This window comes from Serratia sp. N21D137 (genome assembly GCF_047530005.1).
GTDB lineage: Bacteria > Pseudomonadota > Gammaproteobacteria > Enterobacterales > Enterobacteriaceae > Chania > Chania fonticola_B.
In genome coordinates this window covers 51,168-72,840 of the sequence record NZ_JBLJAJ010000031.1, presented here as the reverse complement: position 1 = coordinate 72,840, position 21,673 = coordinate 51,168, and the positions used below count along the sequence as shown (strand labels likewise).

The following is a 21,673-nucleotide window of genomic DNA, read 5'->3' as shown; positions in this document are numbered from 1 at the left end:
GGGGGAATAATGCTGACGGGAACGTCGTTCTTTAGTACTCACGGAGGTGTCCACCTGGAAGAATAAGTGGACACCTAAACTACAGCGCCTGACGCATTAAGCCAGACGGTGCTGAGTTGACGCTTACTTGCCATGGACCTGGCTTTGCGCTGTATTCGGTATTGGATTTTATCGTCGACAACTATCGCCATATCGTCGGCAAGTTCGAAACGATGATCGAAGACATCGAGTCCAACATGTTCAGGTCGGAGTTTGACGAAACCGCCATCGAAAATGTCTACAGCCTGCGCCGCCACCTGCTCGGCCTGCGGAATGCCGCCCTGCCGATGGATGAGATCTGCAACCAGCTGATCCATCTGCATGAGGATGTGATCCCTAAAGAATTACGGGCCTACGTTCGCGACGTGCAGGACCATACCCGGCAGGTCGCCAGCACGCTAGACGATATGCGCGAAATGCTGACCAACGCCATGCACGTCAATCTGGCCTTGGTGACCGTCAAGCAAAACGAAGTGGTTAAGCGATTGGCAGGCTGGGGGGCGATCCTGGCCATTCCAACGGTGATCTTCAGCCTGTACGGCATGAACTTCGCCGATATGCCCGAGTTGAAGTTCCCCTGGGCTTACCACACCACGCTGGGCGTCACGGTCGCCGGTTGCTTCTTCCTGTACCAAAAACTCAAGCGTTCCGGCTGGTTATAGATCCGTACTGGCATTACTCAACTGGATACGCGACGTAGGGGCGCTGCATGCTGCGCCTACTCAGATAATCAATGACTCCAGTTTCAGGAGTTAGCTACTGCAAAATACCAGTGCAAAACTCTCGATGGCGAGCCAGATGTTCTCTCAGTGGCCAATCGCCCTTGGAATTTGGCAGCTCAATCCTTCGGCCTAACAATTCTGCATACTCGGAATCTAATAACATAGGGGCCAAACAGACTTGAAAATCATCATCAAGCCAAAGTAGACCTTTATCAAAAAGCGTATGGATATCGGTTTTAAGGAGAATTCCGTGTTTTGCCTCACAGTGCCATGCTCCTGCGTAAGGCCTAATATGTGCAGCCTCAAGCAATGCCGTAATAGTAGAGCCCGTTACGGGACATTTTCCCTGATAGGCCGTCATTAGCCGCCGTCTAAAGATAGGTTGCCCTTCGCGAATGACAGCTTCACGCATTGCCCTAACGCGAGCATCATTGAAATCATCATCTGTTGTTTCTGTGTCATTGTCGCAAGTTTCAATACGGAGTTGGTGCATGATCGCATCGGTATGCCACGGATCTACAATCTTAATCGGGGTCTTTCCATCTTCAGCTATATCCCATACACCATGCAATTCAGGAATATATTCGACATAGCGCGTAGCTCTCAGCTCTCCTGAACGGTAAAAGGTATCACAAGGATGCTCCTTATCGCTTCGCGTATCTGTTCTTCCTTGTAAATAGCGATATCGATGATTACTGTTCACAGTTAACGCGTCCAACTGAATGCGAATTTCATTCGCTTTTAGTGGGGCGTTGCTATTCATTATCCAATTTATTACATCGATGGCTGAAGCCTCGCCTAACTTTCGAACAGCATAAACAACTCTGAGTCGGTTAGGTTCAAGGTACTCATCAGGAATCTCATGATCATCAAGCAAAGTATTACTACTAAATCCATGATAACGCATCCAATCCCCCCATTGTCGCGAATGGGTGCTAATCCCAACCCTGTCAGGTTCACGTCTGTTGATCTCTGCCTTAAATTCTTGACTGGTTGGTGCCCGACCTAATTGAACATACAGATCGTGACAGCAATCCCAAACAGCCCTGACCCGTTCCCCATCGGGATAACCTGTTTTACTCAAACTCATAAAGTATCCTTTTTCCTTATTTTTGCGGCCGCCAGCAGCATTGTTTGGTATCAAGCTTACCCTTTTAGAAAAATCAGATTTCCAACCAATGCCACAAACAGAGATACCTATACGAAATTTCACCCAACAGCTAACGATCAGATCCTATTGCGAGATTTTTCCGAGGATCCAGAACAAACGCAAACCATAGCTATGGCATTGATTATTATATTAATCAACTGGGAGCAGGTCATCCCCTAAGAGTCTAGCTTTCATTTTGGGGATAAAAGCCTCCTTGCAAATGTAGGCAAGAAAGCTTTTTTATTTCGCTTAAAGTTGCTTAATAGCATAGGTATTTTTGGTACTGGAGCCATCACTATACGTTTCAGTGACCGTTAAATCCCCCCCACTGATTGAGTATTTCACGACACTATCCATAGGATCATCACGCCAACGACCAATGCTATCAGGGTTATCTGAAGCCCATAAAACTTGATCGCCGATTAGCTTGCACTTGATACCCCAACGGGAGTTATCGTCCTGCCTAATGTAATGAACATAAGCTATACCTGATTTAACCTTGTCCAACTTCATGATCTTGTGATCGCGGCCGAACATAGAAGCAGCTGCGGCCTTACAGGCCTTCCCCAAGTCAGCCTCTGCTGCATATAACGATGAACTGAACAATAACGAAAGTATTAACAACTTCTTCATAAAAAATCGCTCCTTAGTCTAGCCATACGTTTCTGCTGTTATCGTCATCCTTGCGAACAACTTTACCTTAAACGTTGTAACAACCTATTGAGAGTCTACGCATAAGCGAGATTGAGCTCGTTGCGATAGCTAACCCCATTAGCATTCCGAACCTCTTAACTTGCTTCTTCCTGTACCAAAAACTCAAGCGTTCCGGCTGGTTATAGATCGCCATCAAAACGGCCTATACTGCGATAGCTGAGACTGCTGCTGATGCGGCTAGACGGGCGCAGCATGCGGCGCCCCTACGGTCGAACAGTTTGGCCGTTAAAAATCCAGCCACTTTGTCATCAATCTGGGCCGTTTTTGTTTACGCCACCAACATATAACGGTGTAATTTCCCGTTGCCCAAGTGTAAAATCCGCCCGTTTCTATTTTGGATTGAGCTATGTCACAAACTATGACCCCAAAAGCCCCCCGTGTCGGCTTTGTCTCACTAGGTTGCCCGAAAAACCTGGTTGATTCTGAACGGATCCTGACTGAACTGCGTAACGAAGGTTACCAGGTAGTGCCCCGCTATGATGATGCTGAGCTGGTGATCGTGAACACCTGCGGCTTTATCGACAGCGCCGTTCAAGAGTCACTGGAAGCAATCGGTGAAGCCTTGAACGAGAATGGCAAGGTGATTGTGACCGGCTGCCTCGGTGCCAAGGAAAACCAAATTCGTGAGGTGCACCCGAAGGTCCTGGAAATTACCGGGCCGCACAGCTACGAACAGGTTTTGTCCCACGTTCACCAATATGTGCCGAAACCGGAGCATAACCCCTTTACCAGCCTGACTCCGGCGCAGGGCGTGAAGCTGACGCCAAAGCACTACGCCTACCTGAAGATTTCCGAAGGCTGCAACCATCGCTGCACCTTCTGCATCATCCCATCGATGCGCGGCGACTTGGATAGCCGTCCGATCGGCTCCGTGCTGGATGAAGCCAAACGCCTGGTGGAATCTGGGGTGAAAGAGCTGCTGGTGATCTCACAAGATACCTCGGCCTACGGCGTCGATGTCAAACACCGTACCGGTTTCTGGAACGGCCAGCCGGTAAAAACCAGCATGGTCAGCCTGTGTGAACAGCTTTCCAGCCTGGGTGCCTGGGTGCGTCTGCACTACGTTTACCCTTACCCGCACGTGGACGACGTGATCCCGCTGATGGCTGAAGGCAAGATCCTGCCTTATCTGGATATTCCACTGCAGCACGCCAGCCCGAAAATCCTCAAGCTGATGAAACGCCCTGGCGCGGTTGAACGCACGCTGGAGCGCATCAAGCGCTGGCGCGAAATCTGCCCGGAGCTGACGCTGCGCTCCACCTTTATCGTTGGCTTCCCTGGGGAAACCGAAGAAGACTTCCAGATGCTGCTCGACTTCCTGACCGAAGCCAAGCTGGATCGCGTTGGCTGCTTCAAGTTCAGCCCGGTAGAAGGCGCAGCCGCTAATGAACTGGCCGACCCGGTGCCAGAAGAAGTGAAGGAAGAACGCTTCCATCGCTTTATGCAACTGCAGCAGCAAATCTCCGCCCAACGCTTGCAAGACAAGATTGGCCGCGAAGTGCTGGTGCTGATCGACGAAGTGGATGAGGAAGGTGCCATTGGCCGCAGCATGGCGGACGCACCGGAAATCGACGGCGCGGTTTACCTCAACGGTGAAGCCAATGTCAAAGTCGGTGACATCGTCAAAGTGAAGATTGAGAACGCCGACGAGTACGATCTCTGGGGTTCCAAGGTCTGATTTCGACCACCGCGGAAAACCATAAAGGGGTTAGCAGTAATGCTAACCCCTTTATTTATTGGTGAACTACCCGCTAGTTACTTTTCGTCTGGCAGAGCATAAGCAATGACATAGTCACCCCGCTCTGCGGCCTGACGAGCACCACCAGCACTGATGATAATGTATTGCTTACCGTTCTTCGGCGAGACAAAGGTCATTGGACCGGACTGGCTGCCCACTGGCAGACGTTCTTTCCAGATCTCTTTCCCGGTTGCCGTATCGAAGGCACGCAGGTAGAAATCCTGAGTACCAGCAAAGAACAGCAGGCCGGATTGAGTAGACAGACTCGCACCCAGCGTTGGCATGCCAACTTCCATCGGCATACGCATTTTGATGCCCAGCGGCCCCGTATCCTGCACCGTACCTACCGGAACCTGCCACACCAGCTTGCCAGACTTCAGGTCTACCGCTGACATGGTGCCAAACGGTGGCTTCTGGCATGGAATACCCAGTGGGGAGAGGAAGCGTTCACGGATCGCACCAAACGGCGTACCGTCCATCGGAACCAGACCCATTTCGATGCCGCTGGCGCCGGTCGGCACCTGGCTGCGTGGCACCATCGAGTTGGCCAGCCCCAAACGCATGTCGTTAACGAACATGATGGCATTGTTCGGATCCACCGAAACGCTGCCCCAGTTCATCCCGCCCAACGAGCCAGGATATTGTAGAGCACGGTCGATACCCGGCGGTGTATAGACGCCCTGGTGACGCATCCCTTTGAACTCGATACGGCACAGCAGTTGATCGAGCGGCGTTGCGCCCCACATGTCTGACTCGGTCAGCGTCTGGTTGCCAATATTCGGCATTCCCACCGAGAACGGCTGGGTCTTGGAGTAACGTTCGCCAGGCACATTGCCCTGCGGCACTTCACGCTCTTCCACTTTCGCCACCGGCTGACCGTTCTCACGGTTGAGCATAAAGATCATGCCCTGCTTACTGGTTTGCACCAGCACGGGTGTCGTACCACCCTTGCCATCTGGCAGATCGTACAGTAACGGCTGGGAAGGCAGGTCAAAGTCCCACAGGTCATGGTGCGTGGTTTGGAAATGCCAACGCACTTTGCCGCTGGTGGCATCAACAGCCACAATGGAAGAACTGTATTTATCATCCAGCTCGGTACGCTCGCCGCCAAAGAAGTCAGGCGTGGCGTTACCGGTCGGTAGATAGATCAGATTCAGTTTGGCGTCGTAGGACATTGCGGACCACACGTTCGGCGTACCGCGCGTATAGGTTTCACCCGCTGGTGGCAGCTTGGTAATGGCCGGGTTACCCGGATCCCATGCCCAGGCAAGTTCACCAGTATGCACATCATAAGCACGCACCACACCAGGAGGTTCGCCGGTAGAGAAGTTGTCCGCCACGCGGCCACCGACCACCACCAGGTTACCCGCCACCAACGGGGTTGAGGTTTGCTGGTAATAACCCGGTTTAACTTCGCCCATGCCCGCTTTCAGATCGACGGTGCCGTTATCACCAAAGTCGGCGCAAGGTTTGCCGGTATCGGCATCAATGGCAATCAAACGCGCATCGATGGTTGGCAGGAACAGACGGCGTTCGCACATGGCCGGGGCCGTAGCGTTAGCGGCAACCACTGGCGATGAGGCAGGCTGAGCCGCATTGTCGTAATAACCCAGGCCACGGCAACGCTGCCAGTTAGGGGCTGAGGCTTTAGGATCGAAGGACCACAGTTGTTTGCCGGTATCGGCCTCCAACGACAGCACTTTGCCGTAGGCAGTACAGACATACAGGGTATTACCGATCTGCAGCGGAGTATTCTGGTCTTCTGCACCGGAACCGTTGCTTTGTGGAATATCGCCGGTATGGGCAATCCACGCCACCTTCAGCTTGCTGACGTTAGACTTGTTGATCTGATCCAGCGCGGCAAAACGGTCACCGTGGGTGGTATTCCCCCAATGTTCCCAGTTTTTCTGCTCACTACCGGCAGCCACCGGTTTAACCGGAATATCTTCCTTGGCCGCCACCAATGGCGTAGGCACAAAGGTGTAACCAAATCCGGCCACCAGCGCAACCGCCAGCAACCCAGCCAAAGAATAGCTGACGAAGCCGCGAACCGGATGACCGGCACGTTTCTTCAGCCATGGATAGGCCAACGCGGCCAGGAAGGCCAGCACGCCGAACATAAACAAGCGTGAGAACAACGGCCAGAAATCCAGACCAACGTCCCACAACGCCCAAATCAGGGTGAACACAAAGGCCAGCGCATACACCCATATGCCCGCAGGTTTGAGCTTGATCACCAGTACCGCAGCGATCAGCATCACCACTCCCATCAGCCCAAAATAGAGGCTCCCTCCCAATGAAGCCAGGTAAACGCCGCCGATTGCCAGCGCGAGGCCGATGACGCCCATCAGCCCCCCCAGCAGCCACATCAAGTAATTCCCTATACTTCGTTTATTGCCTGTCTTTGCCATATTCACTTTCTCCCACCGCTAGCAACGCGCAAATTTTGGCGCACTCACTGGTGTAATAAATAACCATCCCAAGATAACAACTCAACGGGGGTTAGGTTCCCCGCTGTACTACTGCTTACTACTCAAATGAATAAGCAACACTCATGCCCCCACCCCAGTTTCTGCCTGGAGCGGGTTCGAAATAGCGGCCATTGCCTTCGTTGACAATCACCGAGCCGACGTACTGGCGATCAAACAGATTGTCCACCCGGCCAAAAACGGTAAATTGCCAGTTCCCTACCGGGTAGCGATATCCGGTATTCAGCGCTGCCACGGTGTAGGACGGTGCCTGCTGTGAATTCTGATCGTTGGTCTGGATATCGCTCATGTAGCGCACTTCAGCACCGGCGAACCAACCCTGCGGCGGCGACCAGGCCAGCGAGGCGTACCCCATATTGCGGGCAATCCCCGGCAGGCGGTTGCCCTTCGGCACCTGCTTTGCGGCAGAACAGATGTTGTCACCGCAGACATCATCGCGGTAAGTGGCATCCAGCAGCGTCCAAGCCATTTGCAGACGCCAGTCGTAGCTGAACTGTTGATCCAGCGCTAACTCCACCCCACGACGACGGGTTTGCCCCGCGTTCTTGTAGCTGGTGCGCCCGTTGCTGCTCTCATCGACGACAATTTCGTTTTTGGTATCCGTTTGGAACAACGCCGCGCTGAACAGGCCGTTGCCGATACGGGTCTTGCTTCCTAGTTCAACGGTATCGCTGGTAGCAGGTTTTAGACCAAGATTGAGCCCCGCCACGCCACCAGGGCGATAAGAGAGCTCATTGATGGTAGGGGTTTCAAAGCCACGTCCGGCGGAAGCGTACACATTCCAGGCCTTGGTCAACGCATAGTTGAGCGAGCCTACCGGCAGCCACTGGTGATAGCGGGCATCGCCACTGTCATCACCATTACTGCCGGTAATATAGCGATCGTTGGAGTCGAAATTGACGGTGCTGAAGCGCACTCCGGCATCCAGCGTCAAACGTTGGGTCAGGTTCCAGGAAGTTTGCAGATAGGGATCCACATTCCACATCAGGTTGCGTTCATCCCGCCGTAGATTACCCTTGGTCCCTAATTCGTTAACGCCGTTGACTACCGTGAAATTCTCATAGCCTTTGCGCTGCTCGGTCATGGTTTCGTAGTCGAGCCCGCCCGTCACGCTGAAGGGCAATGTGGCCACTTCACCACGATGAGTCCAGCGAGTATCGATGCCCTGGTAATGACGTGCCAGAGAGATCACTCCGCCGGGATGCTGTTCACTACGCTGCTGTACGGCTACAGGAATTGACTGATACTGCGTGGTTTCCCGCTCACCGGCGTAAGTCATGATGCTCAGCATCGTCATTGGCGCTCATCTGGCGTTCATAGCGTAACCCGGCCTGGGTCTGAGAAATGGTTTTACGCGTGTTGTATTGATCTGCTCTTGGTGCCTGGCGCGGATTGTCGTGCCATTCGGCTTCGGTTAAACCACCGGGATCGTCGGCATTAATATCCACCGAGTTAAACAACAGCGTCAGCGTACTGACATCATCAATGCGCACACCCAAACGCGCGTTACCCAGGTTCTTGCGTGCCCCACTGTGGTCACGGAACCCTTCGGTGGTAAAACGCGTCGCGGAGACGGCGTAGTTCACGTCACCTGCGTGCGTGCCATCGCCGGTTGCACCGCTGGCTTTCATACCGTAGCGCCAGGTGCCGTCACTACCGCTATACATGCCCGCTTCAATCTTGTCCGGCTGTTGGCCGGTTTCGGTCTCTACGTTGATGACGCCGCCGGAAGCGTTGCCATACAGAGCGGAAAACGGCCCACGCAGGACCTCCACCTTATCCACTGAATTGAGATCGATATTCGACGTTTGCCCTTGGCCATCCGGCATGGTGGCAGGAATACCATCCACATAAATACGTACGCCGCGTACGCCGTACATTGAGCGCGAGCCAAAACCACGGATTGACAGTTGCAAATCTTGCGCATAATTCTGGCGATTTTGAATTTGCAGCCCCGGCACGCTACCCAGCCCTTCGGAGAGATTAATCTGCGGCCTGGCCTGACGAAGTTCATCGCCATTAAGCACGCTAACCGCAGTCGGAGTACTCAATTCTGAAAGACCGCTGCGCTTGGCCGTAACCACCATGGAAGATGGGTCCACTGCCCGATCGCTGGCCTGTACGTTTACCGTCATACACAGAGCGCAAGGTAACAGCGCAGAAATGGCGATAGGTGAGATCGCTGTATTTTTTTTATTAATAAAATTCATGTAAAAACTGCCATTAGACGCTTGAGAGGATAGGTACCTTTTAGAAAAAACCGAGCGTATGTTAATACTTATCGCAACAGTTTGAAAATAGCGGAGAGAAACTCAAACTTCCGTTAACTCGAATTTTACACAAATGATAAATATAGATGATGTATAAAAGGAGGGGGAATATGAAGGATTTAGATTATTACTTTCAATATCAATGCGTAAAATTAATTTCCTTATAATTTAGTCGAGTTTAATAATCAAACTGACAGATTAAAAATAAGTAAAGTTATTTTAGAAGGATACTGCCCCGCAAGCTGCGGGACAGTGTGATTGGGTTAACCGATCGGCATGCGATTCGGGTCTGGGTATTGATATTCAAACCCCAGCTCATTACAGATACGGCTGCCGTCCACCAGCCGCCCTTCTTGTTCATCTTCTTGCGCAAACTGCGGAGGTTGCAGATGCAATTGCTCGGCTAACGCCGGGTAGAAATCACGTTTGAGCGGATGGCCTGGCGCACAAAGATTATAGGTGTGCCCGCCCTTCGGCAGCTTCAGCAGCAGTTGAATGGCCGCGATCACATCATCCTGATGCACCAGATTGACCCCGTGCGAACCGCCCTTGACCTCAACCTTACCCGCCAGGAAACGCCCTGGATGCCGATCCCCACCCACCAGCCCTGCCAGGCGCAAAACGTCCACCGACGTGTTGGGTAATTGATGCAGCCAAAGCTCCAACTCTTCCAGCACCCGGCCAGCCGACGTCACCGGCTTGAGCGGCGAATCTTCCCGAACGGTGCCGGTGGTTTCACCGTAAACCGACGTGGAGCTGGTAAAGATAATATGCGGCACACCAAACGCTATCGCGCTGTCTACCAGCATACGTACGGCATCAAAGTAGCTTGCGCTCCCTTCGACGGTGCGGCTGGCCGGCAGAGTGATCACCAACGCATCCGTGTACAACAGCTGTTCCAGATCGTGAGCTTCGCAAATCAGCTCCGGCGTCAGTTCCAGGTGATAACATTCGATACCGCTCATCCGCGCGGCTTCTACCCCATCCGGCGTAGTTTTACTGCCAACCACTTCATACCCGTGGCCCATTAACGATAAAGCCAGCGGCATCCCTAACCAACCCAGACCCACAATGGCGACTTTTTTCATCAGTATGCCCCTAAAAATCGACTAACAAGCCCAACTTCACCGTTGCAGAGGACCACTGGCCACACCGCAGGCGACAGTCGGATACTCCCCTAGGCTACGCCACCGCGCTGGTGGTTACAATCGGTTAACCTTAAGGTTGAGTAAAGCTGCGTGCGGCTAATAACTCAGTCGCTTTCAATAAATTAAATTCATAACCACAAAAAAGGGTTGCAAGTTATACAACGGATAGTTTAGCTTAATTAGCACCTCAGCACTGGCTGACCCAATTTTAAAGAGAAATGACATGACTCGCGTTCAGTTCAACCACCATCATCACCATCATCCTGACTAGTCTTTCAGGCGATGTGTGCTGGAAGACGATTCTCGAATCTTCCAGTGGCGCGTAGAACGAACTAAACGCAAGAAAGAGCCCTCGGAAGATATCTTCCGAGGGTTTTTTTTTGGCTCCGGACAGACAGAAAATATAAATTTAATAACAAATTCATAAAATTACAGATTAAACAGAGGTTACCATGTTGGACAAAACACGTTTACGTATCGCCATGCAGAAATCAGGCCGCCTGAGCGAAGAGTCTCAGGAATTGCTGGCCCGCTGCGGCATCAAGATCAACCTGCAGCAACAACGCCTGATTGCCTTCGCCGAGAATATGCCGATCGATATCCTGCGCGTACGTGATGACGATATCCCTGGCCTGGTGATGGATGGCGTGGTGGATCTGGGCATCATCGGTGAGAACGTGCTGGAAGAGGAATTGCTCAACCGCCGTGCTCAGGGTGAAGATCCTCGCTACTTCACGCTGCGCCGCCTGGATTTTGGGGGGTGCCGCCTGTCGTTGGCCACCTCGCTGGATAGCGAATACTCCGGCCCGCAAAGCCTGCAAGACTCCCGCATTGCTACCTCTTACCCACACCTGCTCAAGCAATACCTCGATAAACAAGGCGTTCGTTTTAAATCCTGCCTGCTGAACGGCTCGGTGGAAGTGGCTCCGCGCGCAGGCTTGGCAGACGCGATCTGTGACCTGGTGTCTACCGGTGCCACCCTGGAAGCCAACGGCCTGCGTGAAGTGGAAGTGATTTACCGCTCGAAAGCCTGCCTGATCCAGCGTGACGGTGAAATGCCGGAAGCCAAACAACAGCTGATCGACCGCCTGATGACCCGCATCCAAGGCGTGATCCAGGCGCGCGAATCCAAATACATCATGCTGCACGCGCCAAGCGAACGCCTGGATGAAATCGTCGCGTTGCTGCCGGGTGCCGAGCGCCCTACCATTCTGCCGCTGGCAGGCTCTCAGAACCGCGTAGCGATGCACATGGTCAGCAGTGAGACCCTGTTCTGGGAAACCATGGAAAAACTCAAAGCCCTGGGTGCCAGCTCCATTCTGGTGCTGCCAATTGAGAAGATGATGGAGTAACGCCATGCCAAACTTCAATACCGTCGTCAATTGGGGCAGCTGCAGCGCGGAACAGCGCGCGGAGTTGCTGATGCGCCCGGCCATTTCGGCTTCGGACAGCATCACCCGCACGGTGCGCGAGATCCTCGATAACGTGAAAGCCAATGGTGACAGCGCGCTACGTGAGTACAGCGCCAAGTTTGATAAAACCGAAGTCGCGGCATTACGCGTAACGGCAGAGCAGATTGACCAGGCCTGCGCCCGTCTGGGTGACGAGATCAAACAGGCGATGGCCGTAGCCGTCGCCAACGTGGAAACCTTCCACAATGCACAACAACTGCCAGCGGTAGACGTCGAAACCCTGCCTGGCGTGCGTTGCCAGCAGGTGACCCGCCCAATCGATTCGGTGGGTCTGTACATCCCTGGCGGTTCCGCACCGCTGTTCTCCACGGTATTGATGTTGGCGACCCCGGCACGCATTGCCGGTTGCCGCCGCGTGGTGCTGTGTTCACCACCGCCGATCGCCGATGAGATCCTGTATGCCGCCAAACTCTGTGGCGTGCAGGAAGTGTTCCAGGTCGGAGGCGCGCAGGCGATTGCCGCCATGGCGTTTGGCACGGATTCGGTGCCACGGGTAGCGAAAATCTTTGGGCCGGGTAACGCCTTCGTGACCGAAGCCAAACGTCAGATCAGCCAACGGTTGGACGGTGCGGCCATCGATATGCCTGCTGGCCCTTCCGAGGTGCTGGTGATTGCAGACAGCGGCGCGACCCCGGCGTTTGTCGCTTCCGATCTGCTGTCTCAGGCCGAGCATGGCCCGGATTCACAGGTCATTCTGTTAACCCCAGACGCCGCGATGGCCGAAGCGGTCGCCATGGCGGTTGAGCAACAGCTGGCGCAACTGCCACGGGCAGAAACCGCCCGCCAAGCTTTGGCCAGCAGCCGCCTGATTGTGGCGAAGGATTTGGCCGAGTGTGTCGCCATCAGCAACCAGTACGGCCCTGAGCACCTGATTATTCAGACCCGCAGCGCACGCGATCTGGTAGACAGCATCACTAGCGCCGGTTCGGTGTTCCTTGGTGACTGGTCGCCGGAATCTGCCGGGGATTATGCTTCCGGCACCAACCACGTGCTGCCAACCTATGGCTATACCGCCACCTGCTCTAGCCTGGGGTTGGCGGATTTCCAAAAGCGCATGACGGTACAGGAACTGGCGCCACAAGGCTTTATGACCCTGGCCCCGACCATTGAGATCCTGGCTGCCGCCGAGCAACTGGTCGCCCACAAAAACGCCGTGACCCTACGCGTCGCCGCGCTGAAGGAGCAAGCATGAGCATCGAAGAATTAGCACGCAAAAACGTGCGCGAGCTGACCCCGTATCAGTCGGCACGCCGCCTTGGTGGCAAGGGTGACGTCTGGCTGAATGCCAACGAATACCCGGTTGCGCCAGAGTTCCAACTGACCGCCCAGACCTTCAACCGTTACCCAGAATGCCAACCCGCGCTGGTGATTGAGCGTTACGCTGCCTACGCCGGGGTGAATAAAGAACAGGTATTGGTCAGCCGTGGCGCAGATGAAGGTATCGAACTGCTGATCCGTGCCTTCTGCGAGCCAGGCCAGGACGCTATCCTGTTCTGCCCACCAACTTACGGCATGTACGCCGTCAGCGCCGAGACGTTTGGCGTAGAGCGCCGTACGGTCGAAGCCAAACAAGATTGGCAGCTCGATCTGCCTGCCATTGCCGCCAGCCTGGATAACGTCAAGCTGATCTACGCCTGCAGCCCGAATAACCCGACCGGTAACCTGCTCGATCCCAACGATCTGCGTAACCTGCTGGAACTGGCCAAAGGCAAAGCTATCGTCGCCATCGATGAAGCTTATATCGAATTCTGCCCGCAGGCCTCGGTTGCTAGCTGGCTGAGCGATTACCCGCACCTGGTAGTATTACGCACGTTGTCCAAAGCCTTCGCCCTGGCTGGCCTGCGCTGTGGCTTTACCCTGGCAAATGAGGACGTGATCGCCCTGCTGCTGAAAGTGATTGCCCCGTATCCGCTCTCAACCCCGGTGGCCGATATCGCCGCCCAGGCGCTGAGCACCGAGGGGATCCGCGTTATGCGCCAGCGCGTCACCGAGATTGCCGCCAACCGCAGTTGGCTACAGCAGACGTTACAAGACTGCGCCTGTGTCGAGCAAGTCTTCACCAGTGACAGCAATTACCTGCTGGTTCGCTTTACCGCCTCAAGTCATGTCTTTAAAACCTTATGGGATCAGGGCATTATCTTGCGAGACCAAAATAAACAGCCTGGCCTGTCCGGTTGCCTGCGGATCACCATCGGCACCCGTACCGAATGCCAGCGCGTCGTTGACGCACTCAATACTCTGCCCGGCGCATAGGAGCCAACGTGAGCCAAAAATATCTCTTTATTGACCGTGACGGCACGCTGATTGCTGAACCCCCGGAAGATTTCCAGGTCGACCGCCTGGATAAACTGGCGCTGGAGCCGGAAGTGATCCCTGCCCTGCTGGCCTTGCAGCAAGCCGGTTTCACCCTGGTGATGATTACCAATCAGGACGGCCTCGGCACCGCCAGCTTCCCGCAGGAAACCTTCGATCCACCGCACAACCTGATGATGCAGATCCTCAGCTCACAGGGCGTCAAATTTGACGATATCCTGATCTGCCCGCACAAGCCGGAAGACCATTGCGAATGTCGTAAACCGAAGGTCGCCATGGTCAAAGGCTATCTGGAGCCGGGCGTGATCGACGTGGCCAACAGCTATGTGATTGGCGATCGTCAAACCGATATCCAACTGGCGGCCAATATGGGTATTCAGGGGCTGCTGTATCAGCGTCAGGCGCTGGGCTGGCAGGCCATCACCCAACAACTGACCAAACGCGATCGCTATGCGCACGTTAACCGCGTGACCAAAGAAACGCAGATTGACGTTAAGGTCTGGCTGGATCGCGAAGGCGGCAGCAAGATCAAGACCGGCGTCGGCTTCTTCGACCACATGCTGGATCAGATCGCCACCCACGGCGGCTTCCGGATGGATATTCAGGTGAACGGCGATCTGTACATCGACGATCACCACACGGTAGAAGACACCGGATTGGCGCTGGGCGAAGCTCTAAGTAAAGCCCTGGGCGACAAACGCGGCATCGCACGCTTCGGCTTCGTGTTGCCGATGGATGAATGCCTGGCCCGTTGCGCACTGGATATCTCCGGTCGCCCGCACCTGGAATATAAAGCCGAGTTCAACTACCAACGCGTAGGCGATCTTAGCACCGAGATGATCGAGCACTTCTTCCGCTCGCTGTCTTACACCATGGGCTGCACTCTGCACCTGCGGACCAAAGGCAAAAACGACCATCACCGCGTCGAAAGCCTGTTCAAGGTGTTTGGCCGCACGCTGCGCCAGGCGATCCGCGTTGAGGGCAATACGCTGCCTAGCTCGAAAGGAGTGCTGTGATGAACGTGGTGATCCTGGACACCGGCTGCGCCAACCTCGCCTCGGTCAACTATGCGGTGCAACGCCTGGGCTATCAGCCACAGGTGAGCCGCGATCCGGAGATCGTGCTGCGCGCCGACAAACTGTTCCTCCCTGGTGTGGGTACTGCACAGGCGGCAATGGACCAGTTGGAACAGCGCGACCTGATCGATCTGATCAAGGCATGTACCCAGCCAGTGCTGGGGATCTGCCTGGGCATGCAGTTGCTGGCAGCCAGCAGTGAAGAAAATGGGGGTATCAAAACGTTAGGGATTATCGATACTCCGGTAACACAGATGACCGATTTTGGCCTGCCTTTGCCCCATATGGGCTGGAATCAGGTTACGGCGCAGGCTGGCGATCATCTGTTCCGCGGCATCGAGGATGGTGCTTACTTTTACTTCGTTCACAGTTATGCGATGCCGATATGCTCAAGCACCATCGCTCAGGCGAACTACGGCGAGCCCTTCACCGCCGCCGTACAAAAAGACAACTTCTTTGGCGTGCAGTTTCATCCAGAGCGATCTGGCAACGCCGGGGCGCAACTGTTGAAGAACTTTCTGGAGATGTAGGCAGCATGATTATTCCCGCTTTGGATTTGATCGACGGTAACGTAGTGCGCCTGCATCAGGGCGATTACGGCCAACAGCGCGACTACGGCAACGATCCGCTGCTGCGTCTGCAAGACTATCAGCAGCAAGGGGCGCAAGTTTTACACCTGGTTGATTTGACCGGGGCCAAAGACCCGGCGGCTCGCCAGATCACGCTGTTGCGTAAACTGCTGGCCGGGGTAAGCGTGCCAGTACAGGTTGGCGGCGGTATTCGTAACGAACAAGACGTTGCCGCGCTGCTGGAAGCCGGAGCCACGCGCGTGGTCATCGGCTCCACCGCAGTCAAACAGCCAGAGATGTTACAGGGCTGGTTTGAACGCTACGGTGCCGATGCCATGGTGTTGGCGCTGGACGTACGCATCGACGCCGCAGGCCGTAAGAACGTGGCTATCAGCGGCTGGCAGGAAGACTCGGAGGCCACGCTGGAACAGGTGGTTGAGCAATATCTGCCGTTTGGCCTGAAGCACGTGCTGTGCACCGATATCTCACGCGACGGTACGCTGAAAGGCTCCAACGTGGGGCTTTATCAGGAAGTGTGCCAACGCTATCCGCAGATCGCCTTCCAGGCTTCTGGCGGCATCGGCAACCTGGACGATATCGCCCAGCTGCGTGGCAGTGGTGTGGAAGGGGTGATCGTCGGGCGCGCCCTGTTGGATGGTAAATTCAGCGTTGAGGAGGCTATCGCATGCTGGCAAAACGGATAATCCCTTGTCTGGACGTCAAGGACGGGCAAGTGGTCAAGGGCGTGCAGTTCCGTAACCACGAAATCATTGGCGACATCGTGCCACTTGCCCAACGCTATGCGCAGGAAGGCGCCGACGAACTGGTCTTTTACGATATCACAGCCTCCAGCGATGGCCGCGTAGTAGACAAAAGCTGGGTATCACGCGTGGCGGAAGTGATCGATATTCCGTTCTGCGTGGCCGGGGGCATCAAGAGTGCCGAAGACGCCAGCCAGATCCTCTCCTTTGGGGCGGACAAGATCTCCATCAACTCACCTGCACTGGCCGACCCAACGCTGATCAGCCGCCTGGCAGATCGCTTTGGCGTACAGTGCATCGTGGTCGGGATCGACACCTGGTATGAAGCCGCAACCGGCAAATACCACGTCAACCAATATACCGGGGATGAAAGCCGCACCCGAGTCACCGAGTGGCAAACCCTCGATTGGGTGCAGGAAGTGCAAAAGCGTGGCGCTGGGGAGATTGTACTCAACATGATGAACCAGGATGGCGTACGCAACGGTTACGATCTGGAACAGCTGAAGCGGGTACGTGAGGTGTGCAAGGTGCCACTGATCGCCTCCGGCGGTGCCGGTACCATGGAACACTTCCTGGAAGCCTTCCGGGATGCCGACGTTGACGGCGCGCTGGCGGCTTCGGTATTCCATAAGCAAATCATCAATATCGGCGAACTGAAACGGTTCCTGGCAGAGAAAGGCGTGGAGATACGCGTGTGTTAACAGAACAACAGAAAGCTAAGCTGGATTGGGCAAAAACCGACAACCTGATGCCGGCAATCGTACAACATGCCGTTTCCGGCGAAGTATTAATGCTGGGCTATATGGATCAGGCAGCTCTGGACGTGACCGAGCAAACCGGCAAGGTGACGTTCTTCTCACGCACCAAGCAGCGCCTGTGGACCAAAGGCGAAAGCTCAGGCAACTTCCTTAACGTGGTCAGCATTACGCCAGACTGCGATAACGATACCCTGCTGATCCTGGCCAACCCAATCGGCCCAACCTGCCATTTGGGCAACGACAGTTGCTTCCATCCGGCAAGTAGCGACTGGGGCTTCCTGTACCAGCTTGAACAATTGCTGGCTTCGCGTAAAACCGCCAGCCCGGATAGCTCGTACACTGCCAAGCTGTATGCCAGCGGCACCAAACGCATTGCGCAGAAGGTAGGTGAGGAAGGCGTAGAAACCGCCCTGGCCGCCACGGTGAACGACCGCGAAGAGCTGACCAACGAAGCTTCCGACCTGATTTACCACCTGCTGGTGCTGTTGCAGGATCAGGAGCTGGATTTGAGCAAGGTGATTGGCCGCCTGCGCGAGCGGCACGAAAAGAAATAATCCTGTTTTGCAGGTAATAAAAAAGCCGCCGGGCGTTAACCTCGGCGGCTTTTTTTATCGTTCAACGTGCGGGGTTATTCCATCCATTCGGTATGGAACACGCCTTCTTTGTCGGTACGCTTATAAGTGTGAGCACCGAAGTAGTCACGCTGCGCCTGGATCAGGTTGGCAGGCAGCACCGCAGAGCGGTAGCTGTCGTAGTACGCGATCGCCGCAGAGAAGGTTGGCGTTGGGATGCCGTTCTGCACCGCATAAGAAACCACGTCACGCAGCGCCTGCTGATACTCATCGGCGATTTGTTTGAAGTAAGGTGCCAGCAGCAGGTTGGCGATGTCGGCATTCTCAGCGTAGGCATCGGTGATCTTCTGCAGGAACTGAGCGCGGATGATGCAACCGGCACGGAAGATCTTGGCAATTTCGCCGTAGTTCAGATCCCAGTTGTTTTCCTTGGAGGCCGCTTTCAGCTGAGAGAAACCTTGCGCATAGGAAACGATTTTACCCAGATACAGAGCGCGACGAACTTTCTCGACAAACTCGGCTTTCTCGCCGCTGAAGGCTAGAACTTTCGGGCCGGTCAGGACTTTAGAAGCCGCTACGCGCTGGTCTTTCAGAGAAGACAGGTAACGCGCGAACACAGACTCGGTGATCAATGACAGTGGCTCGCCCAGATCCAGAGAGCTCTGGCTGGTCCATTTGCCGGTGCCTTTGTTAGCCGCTTCATCCAGGATCACATCAACCAGGTATTTACCCTCTTCGTCTTTCTTGGTGAAGATGTCTTTGGTGATGTCGATCAGGTAGCTATTCAGCTCGCCCTTGTTCCACTCGGCGAAGGTTTCAGCCAACTGCTCGTTGTTCAGATTCAGGGCCTGCTTCAGCAAGGAGTAGGCTTCTGCGATCAGCTGCATGTCGCCATATTCGATACCGTTGTGCACCATCTTCACGTAGTGGCCAGCACCGTCGGCACCGATATAGGCTACGCATGGCTCACCTTCGGCCACAGCGGCGATTTTCTTCAGGATGGGTGCTACCAGCTCGTAAGCTTCTTTCTGGCCACCAGGCATGATTGAAGGCCCTTTCAGCGCCCCTTCTTCGCCACCGGAAACGCCGGTGCCAATAAAGTTGAAGCCCTGAGCAGACAGCTCGCGGTTACGACGGATGGTATCCTGATAGTAGGTGTTACCACCGTCGATCAGGATATCGCCTTTATCCAGGTGCGGAGTCAGCGAGGCAATAGTCTTGTCCGTAGCTTCGCCCGCTTTTACCATCAGCAAAATGCGGCGCGGTGTTTCCAGCGATGCAACAAACTCTTCGACGGTGTAGTGCGGCACCAGGTTTTTGCCCGGGTTCTCTGCGATAACTTCGTCAGTCTTGTCGCCTGAACGGTTAAAGATAGAAACGGTATAGCCACGGCTTTCGATGTTCAAAGCCAGATTGCGGCCCATCACCGCCATGCCGACAACGCCGATTTGCTGTTTGGACATTAGGAACTCCTGTCTGAGGATGACACCTGTATCACGGCTCTTGGCCAACAGGTTTTTGATGTGGCCAACATGTTAACTCAGGATTGTGTTCGCTGGGTAGTGATTGGTGCGATAGGTCACATAATTGCATATCACGGATAGACAATGCGGTTTTTACAGGCGCTTTTCGATCAACTGCTGGTAGAGCTCAATGTAGCTTTCCGCCATACGTGCAGACGTGAACAGGTCTTGGAAACGTTTGGCAGCATTCTCTCCATAACGGGCTGCCAACTGCGGATCGTTCCACAGTTGCACCATCGCTTGGCGCAATGCATCAGCATCTGACGGAGGTACGACGATGCCGGTTTCCTTATCCAGATTGATGTAGGTAGTACCTGTGCCAATCTCACTGGAGATGAGCGGCTTACCAAACATAGCCCCTTCAAGCAAAGTGATACCAAACGCCTCTGAGCGCAAATGGGACGGGAAAACCACGCTGTAGCACAGTTGCAATAAGGCGGCTTTATCTTCATCCGGCAACGCGCCAAGGAAGTGAATATTTTTTAAATCTAAATCTGCGGCCTGCTGTTTCAACTCTTGCTCAATCGGACCAGCTCCAACGATCACCAATGGGAAGTCGGTGCCTTTTACCGCTTCAAGCAGAATATGGAGCCCCTTGTAATAACGGAAAGCGCCAACAAACAGGAAGAAGCGATCGCCCACCTTTTGTCGCCAGTGGTCGAGGTGCTGTTCATCCGCCATGGGATAAGAGTGCTTATCCAAACCATAAGGGATCACTTTGACTTTTGGCAGGTATTTCTGCAAGGTCACGCTCGTTTCCACATAGTTTGGCGAGGCCGCGACAATACAATCAACCGAATCTAAAAATTTGTTCATCAACGGCGTATAAAATTTTAACGCCAATTTTTGCTTCACTATGTCTGAGTGATAGCTCACAATCGTCGGTTTTTTGACACCCGCGATAAAATGTACCATATCCATAAATGGGTATGGAAAATGATAATGAATAATATCTGCCTGTGCAGCCAGCTGTTTAAACTTTTTTACTGCACTGAGAGAAAATGGTGTTGAGGCCACTTCAAAATTGGTTGCTGCGTAATAGGCCGAGTGCGAGCCGACGCGCTCATTATCTATATCACCACGCGTGCTTAGCGACAGCGTCGTCGATTCGATATCATGACATATGCCAGCTTCGCTTAACTGGTAGATAACCTGTTCAATGCCGCCAAAAGAATCAGGATAATATGTTTTATAAAAATGCAGAACTTTTAACATGAAAGCTATTAAACCTGCTGATATGCGTGAATAGTCTCTGCGGCACAACGCTGCCAAGAGAAGGTTTTTGCCCGACTTAACCCACCGGTGATGGCAGATCCACGCCAAGTCTCATCTTCAATGCTCTGATGAATTAACTGCGTCAAGGTTTCGACATCCAAAGCGGCGCAGGTCAATGCGCACTCGCCAACCACTTCGGGTAACGAAGAACTGTTGGAACACACTACCGGCACGCCCGATGCCATGGCTTCCAGCACCGGCAATCCAAATCCTTCATATAAAGATGGGAACAGGAAACTCCTGGCGCCAGCGAATAGATAAGGTAAATCGATTGACTTGGTGTAGCCCAGATAACATAACCACCCTTCGCGTTCAGCCTGTTCAAAACGCACGTGTAACGCTTCACTACGCCAACCTTTAAAGCCGCTGATAGCTAATGGATAAGCCTTTCTTAAGCCAAGAGGCAACCGTTCGTAGGCAGATAGCAAGGTTTCAATATTCTTGCGCGGCTCAATCGACCCGGTAAATAAACAATATCGCCCTGCCTGCAGCCCATACTGGGATACTACGGCAGTAATAGACTCAGGATCGCGAGGGTAAAATTCCCCACTGCTAGCCAGCCTTGCCGCATACACTTTATTAGCAGGCAGGTTAAAATAATCCATTACCTCTTGACGTGTAAAGTCTGAGTCAGTGATCAAGATATCGGCACGTTTCATCGTCAGCAGCAGTTCTTTCTGCATAAAACGCACGCGCTCTTGAGGATGACATTGTGGCCACGTAAAGACAGAGAGATCGTGAAAGGTGGCTACGCTTGGCCCGACTTTGGGAGGTAAATAGAAATTTGGGCCATGGTAGATGGCATCCGGATGTTTCTTTAACGCTAACGTTTTTAACCAGGGTGCCGTCAAACGGTATAGCTCAGAAGCAACTCTGCTTTTTTGCACCATGTGACGCAAACCTTGGCTTGAAGAACTGCTTTCCCTGGCTTGCGGTATTTGCTTACTTAGCCTACGCCCCTGAAGAAATAAAAGCTCGGATATCTCCGAGCTTTTAGTTAAACAGTTAGCTAACTCATAAGCATATCGGCCAATCCCAGTTAACGGATATTTAATCGGGTCAGTACCAAATATGACTTTCATCG

17 protein-coding genes, 2 pseudogenes and 1 other annotated feature are annotated in these 21,673 nt (G+C 53.8%); of the genes and pseudogenes, 11 read left to right on the top strand and 8 right to left on the bottom strand.

Features of this window, described 5'->3' with window-relative positions:
• Positions 1 to 128: 128 nt before the first annotated feature.
• Positions 129 to 701 (top strand): annotated as a pseudogene (locus tag ACMV5H_RS20785) (CorA family divalent cation transporter); the annotation flags it as partial.
• Positions 702 to 795: 94 nt separating this feature from the next.
• Here the strand turns inward: ACMV5H_RS20785 and ACMV5H_RS20780 are convergent.
• Positions 796 to 1,974 carry an HNH endonuclease gene (locus ACMV5H_RS20780; protein WP_414822388.1) on the bottom strand — a complete coding sequence of 393 codons (1,179 nt, stop codon included), beginning with the start codon at positions 1,972 to 1,974 and terminating at the stop codon, positions 796 to 798.
• A 186-nt stretch (positions 1,975 to 2,160) separates the two neighbouring features.
• Positions 2,161 to 2,544 (bottom strand): hypothetical protein, encoded by a 384-nt coding sequence (locus tag ACMV5H_RS20775; RefSeq protein ID WP_414822387.1) that lies wholly within the window; start codon positions 2,542 to 2,544, stop codon positions 2,161 to 2,163.
• A 427-nt stretch (positions 2,545 to 2,971) separates the two neighbouring features.
• Between ACMV5H_RS20775 and rimO the strand changes: the two genes are divergently transcribed.
• Positions 2,972 to 4,303, top strand: coding sequence for a 30S ribosomal protein S12 methylthiotransferase RimO (gene rimO, locus ACMV5H_RS20770; protein WP_024486320.1), 1,332 nt, complete (start codon positions 2,972 to 2,974; stop codon positions 4,301 to 4,303).
• Between the two features lie 77 nt (positions 4,304 to 4,380).
• Here rimO and ACMV5H_RS20765 read toward each other — a convergent pair whose 3' ends face one another.
• The 3 genes and pseudogenes from ACMV5H_RS20765 to ACMV5H_RS20755 form a co-directional block, all read right to left on the bottom strand.
• The gene (locus tag ACMV5H_RS20765; protein WP_414822386.1) at positions 4,381 to 6,774 is read right to left on the bottom strand and encodes a glucose/quinate/shikimate family membrane-bound PQQ-dependent dehydrogenase; all 2,394 of its coding nucleotides are present in this window, start codon (positions 6,772 to 6,774) and stop codon (positions 4,381 to 4,383) included.
• 118 nt (positions 6,775 to 6,892) lie between these two features.
• Positions 6,893 to 8,987: pseudogene (gene pqqU, locus ACMV5H_RS20760) on the bottom strand (TonB-dependent receptor PqqU).
• Positions 8,988 to 9,385: 398 nt separating this feature from the next.
• Entirely contained in the window at positions 9,386 to 10,210 is an 825-nt protein-coding gene (locus tag ACMV5H_RS20755) for an SDR family oxidoreductase (protein WP_414822385.1), read from the bottom strand.
• Positions 10,211 to 10,493: 283 nt separating this feature from the next.
• Between ACMV5H_RS20755 and hisL the strand changes: the two genes are divergently transcribed.
• The 9 genes from hisL (at position 10,494) to hisIE (ending at position 17,773) form a co-directional block, all read left to right on the top strand.
• On the top strand, positions 10,494 to 10,541 hold the full coding sequence (gene hisL, locus ACMV5H_RS20750; protein WP_100396937.1) for a his operon leader peptide: 48 nt from the start codon (positions 10,494 to 10,496) through the stop codon (positions 10,539 to 10,541).
• Positions 10,517 to 10,652 (top strand) — a sequence feature (His leader region). Its footprint overlaps the gene before it by 25 nt.
• A 70-nt stretch (positions 10,653 to 10,722) precedes the next feature.
• Complete coding sequence (hisG, locus tag ACMV5H_RS20745) at positions 10,723 to 11,622, top strand: ATP phosphoribosyltransferase (protein ID WP_021179966.1); 900 nt, start codon at positions 10,723 to 10,725, stop codon at positions 11,620 to 11,622.
• 4 nt (positions 11,623 to 11,626) lie between these two features.
• Entirely contained in the window at positions 11,627 to 12,934 is a 1,308-nt protein-coding gene (gene hisD, locus ACMV5H_RS20740; protein ID WP_414822384.1) for a histidinol dehydrogenase, read from the top strand.
• Complete coding sequence (gene hisC / locus ACMV5H_RS20735; RefSeq protein ID WP_414822383.1) at positions 12,931 to 13,995, top strand: histidinol-phosphate transaminase; 1,065 nt, start codon at positions 12,931 to 12,933, stop codon at positions 13,993 to 13,995. The genes hisD and hisC overlap by 4 nt, the downstream gene beginning before the upstream one ends.
• An 8-nt stretch (positions 13,996 to 14,003) precedes the next feature.
• Complete coding sequence (hisB, locus tag ACMV5H_RS20730; protein ID WP_021179969.1) at positions 14,004 to 15,071, top strand: bifunctional histidinol-phosphatase/imidazoleglycerol-phosphate dehydratase HisB; 1,068 nt, start codon at positions 14,004 to 14,006, stop codon at positions 15,069 to 15,071.
• The gene (hisH, locus tag ACMV5H_RS20725; RefSeq protein ID WP_021179970.1) at positions 15,071 to 15,661 is read left to right on the top strand and encodes an imidazole glycerol phosphate synthase subunit HisH; all 591 of its coding nucleotides are present in this window, start codon (positions 15,071 to 15,073) and stop codon (positions 15,659 to 15,661) included. Before hisB ends, hisH begins: the two co-directional genes overlap by 1 nt.
• A gap of 5 nt (positions 15,662 to 15,666) precedes the next feature.
• Entirely contained in the window at positions 15,667 to 16,404 is a 738-nt protein-coding gene (hisA, locus tag ACMV5H_RS20720; RefSeq protein ID WP_414822382.1) for a 1-(5-phosphoribosyl)-5-[(5-phosphoribosylamino)methylideneamino]imidazole-4-carboxamide isomerase, read from the top strand.
• On the top strand, positions 16,386 to 17,162 hold the full coding sequence (hisF, locus tag ACMV5H_RS20715) for an imidazole glycerol phosphate synthase subunit HisF (RefSeq protein WP_021179972.1): 777 nt from the start codon (positions 16,386 to 16,388) through the stop codon (positions 17,160 to 17,162). Before hisA ends, hisF begins: the two co-directional genes overlap by 19 nt.
• Positions 17,156 to 17,773, top strand: coding sequence for a bifunctional phosphoribosyl-AMP cyclohydrolase/phosphoribosyl-ATP diphosphatase HisIE (hisIE, locus tag ACMV5H_RS20710; protein ID WP_021805010.1), 618 nt, complete (start codon positions 17,156 to 17,158; stop codon positions 17,771 to 17,773). Before hisF ends, hisIE begins: the two co-directional genes overlap by 7 nt.
• A gap of 74 nt (positions 17,774 to 17,847) precedes the next feature.
• Here hisIE and gndA read toward each other — a convergent pair whose 3' ends face one another.
• The 3 genes from gndA to ACMV5H_RS20695 form a co-directional block, all read right to left on the bottom strand.
• Positions 17,848 to 19,254 (bottom strand): NADP-dependent phosphogluconate dehydrogenase, encoded by a 1,407-nt coding sequence (gene gndA / locus ACMV5H_RS20705; protein WP_414822381.1) that lies wholly within the window; start codon positions 19,252 to 19,254, stop codon positions 17,848 to 17,850.
• A gap of 153 nt (positions 19,255 to 19,407) precedes the next feature.
• Positions 19,408 to 20,529 carry a glycosyltransferase family 4 protein gene (locus ACMV5H_RS20700; RefSeq protein WP_414822380.1) on the bottom strand — a complete coding sequence of 374 codons (1,122 nt, stop codon included), beginning with the start codon at positions 20,527 to 20,529 and terminating at the stop codon, positions 19,408 to 19,410.
• A gap of 8 nt (positions 20,530 to 20,537) precedes the next feature.
• A complete protein-coding gene (locus ACMV5H_RS20695; protein ID WP_414822379.1) occupies positions 20,538 to 21,671 on the bottom strand; it encodes a glycosyltransferase family 4 protein in 1,134 nt (377 codons plus the stop codon).
• Between the last annotated feature and the right edge of the window lie 2 nt (positions 21,672 to 21,673).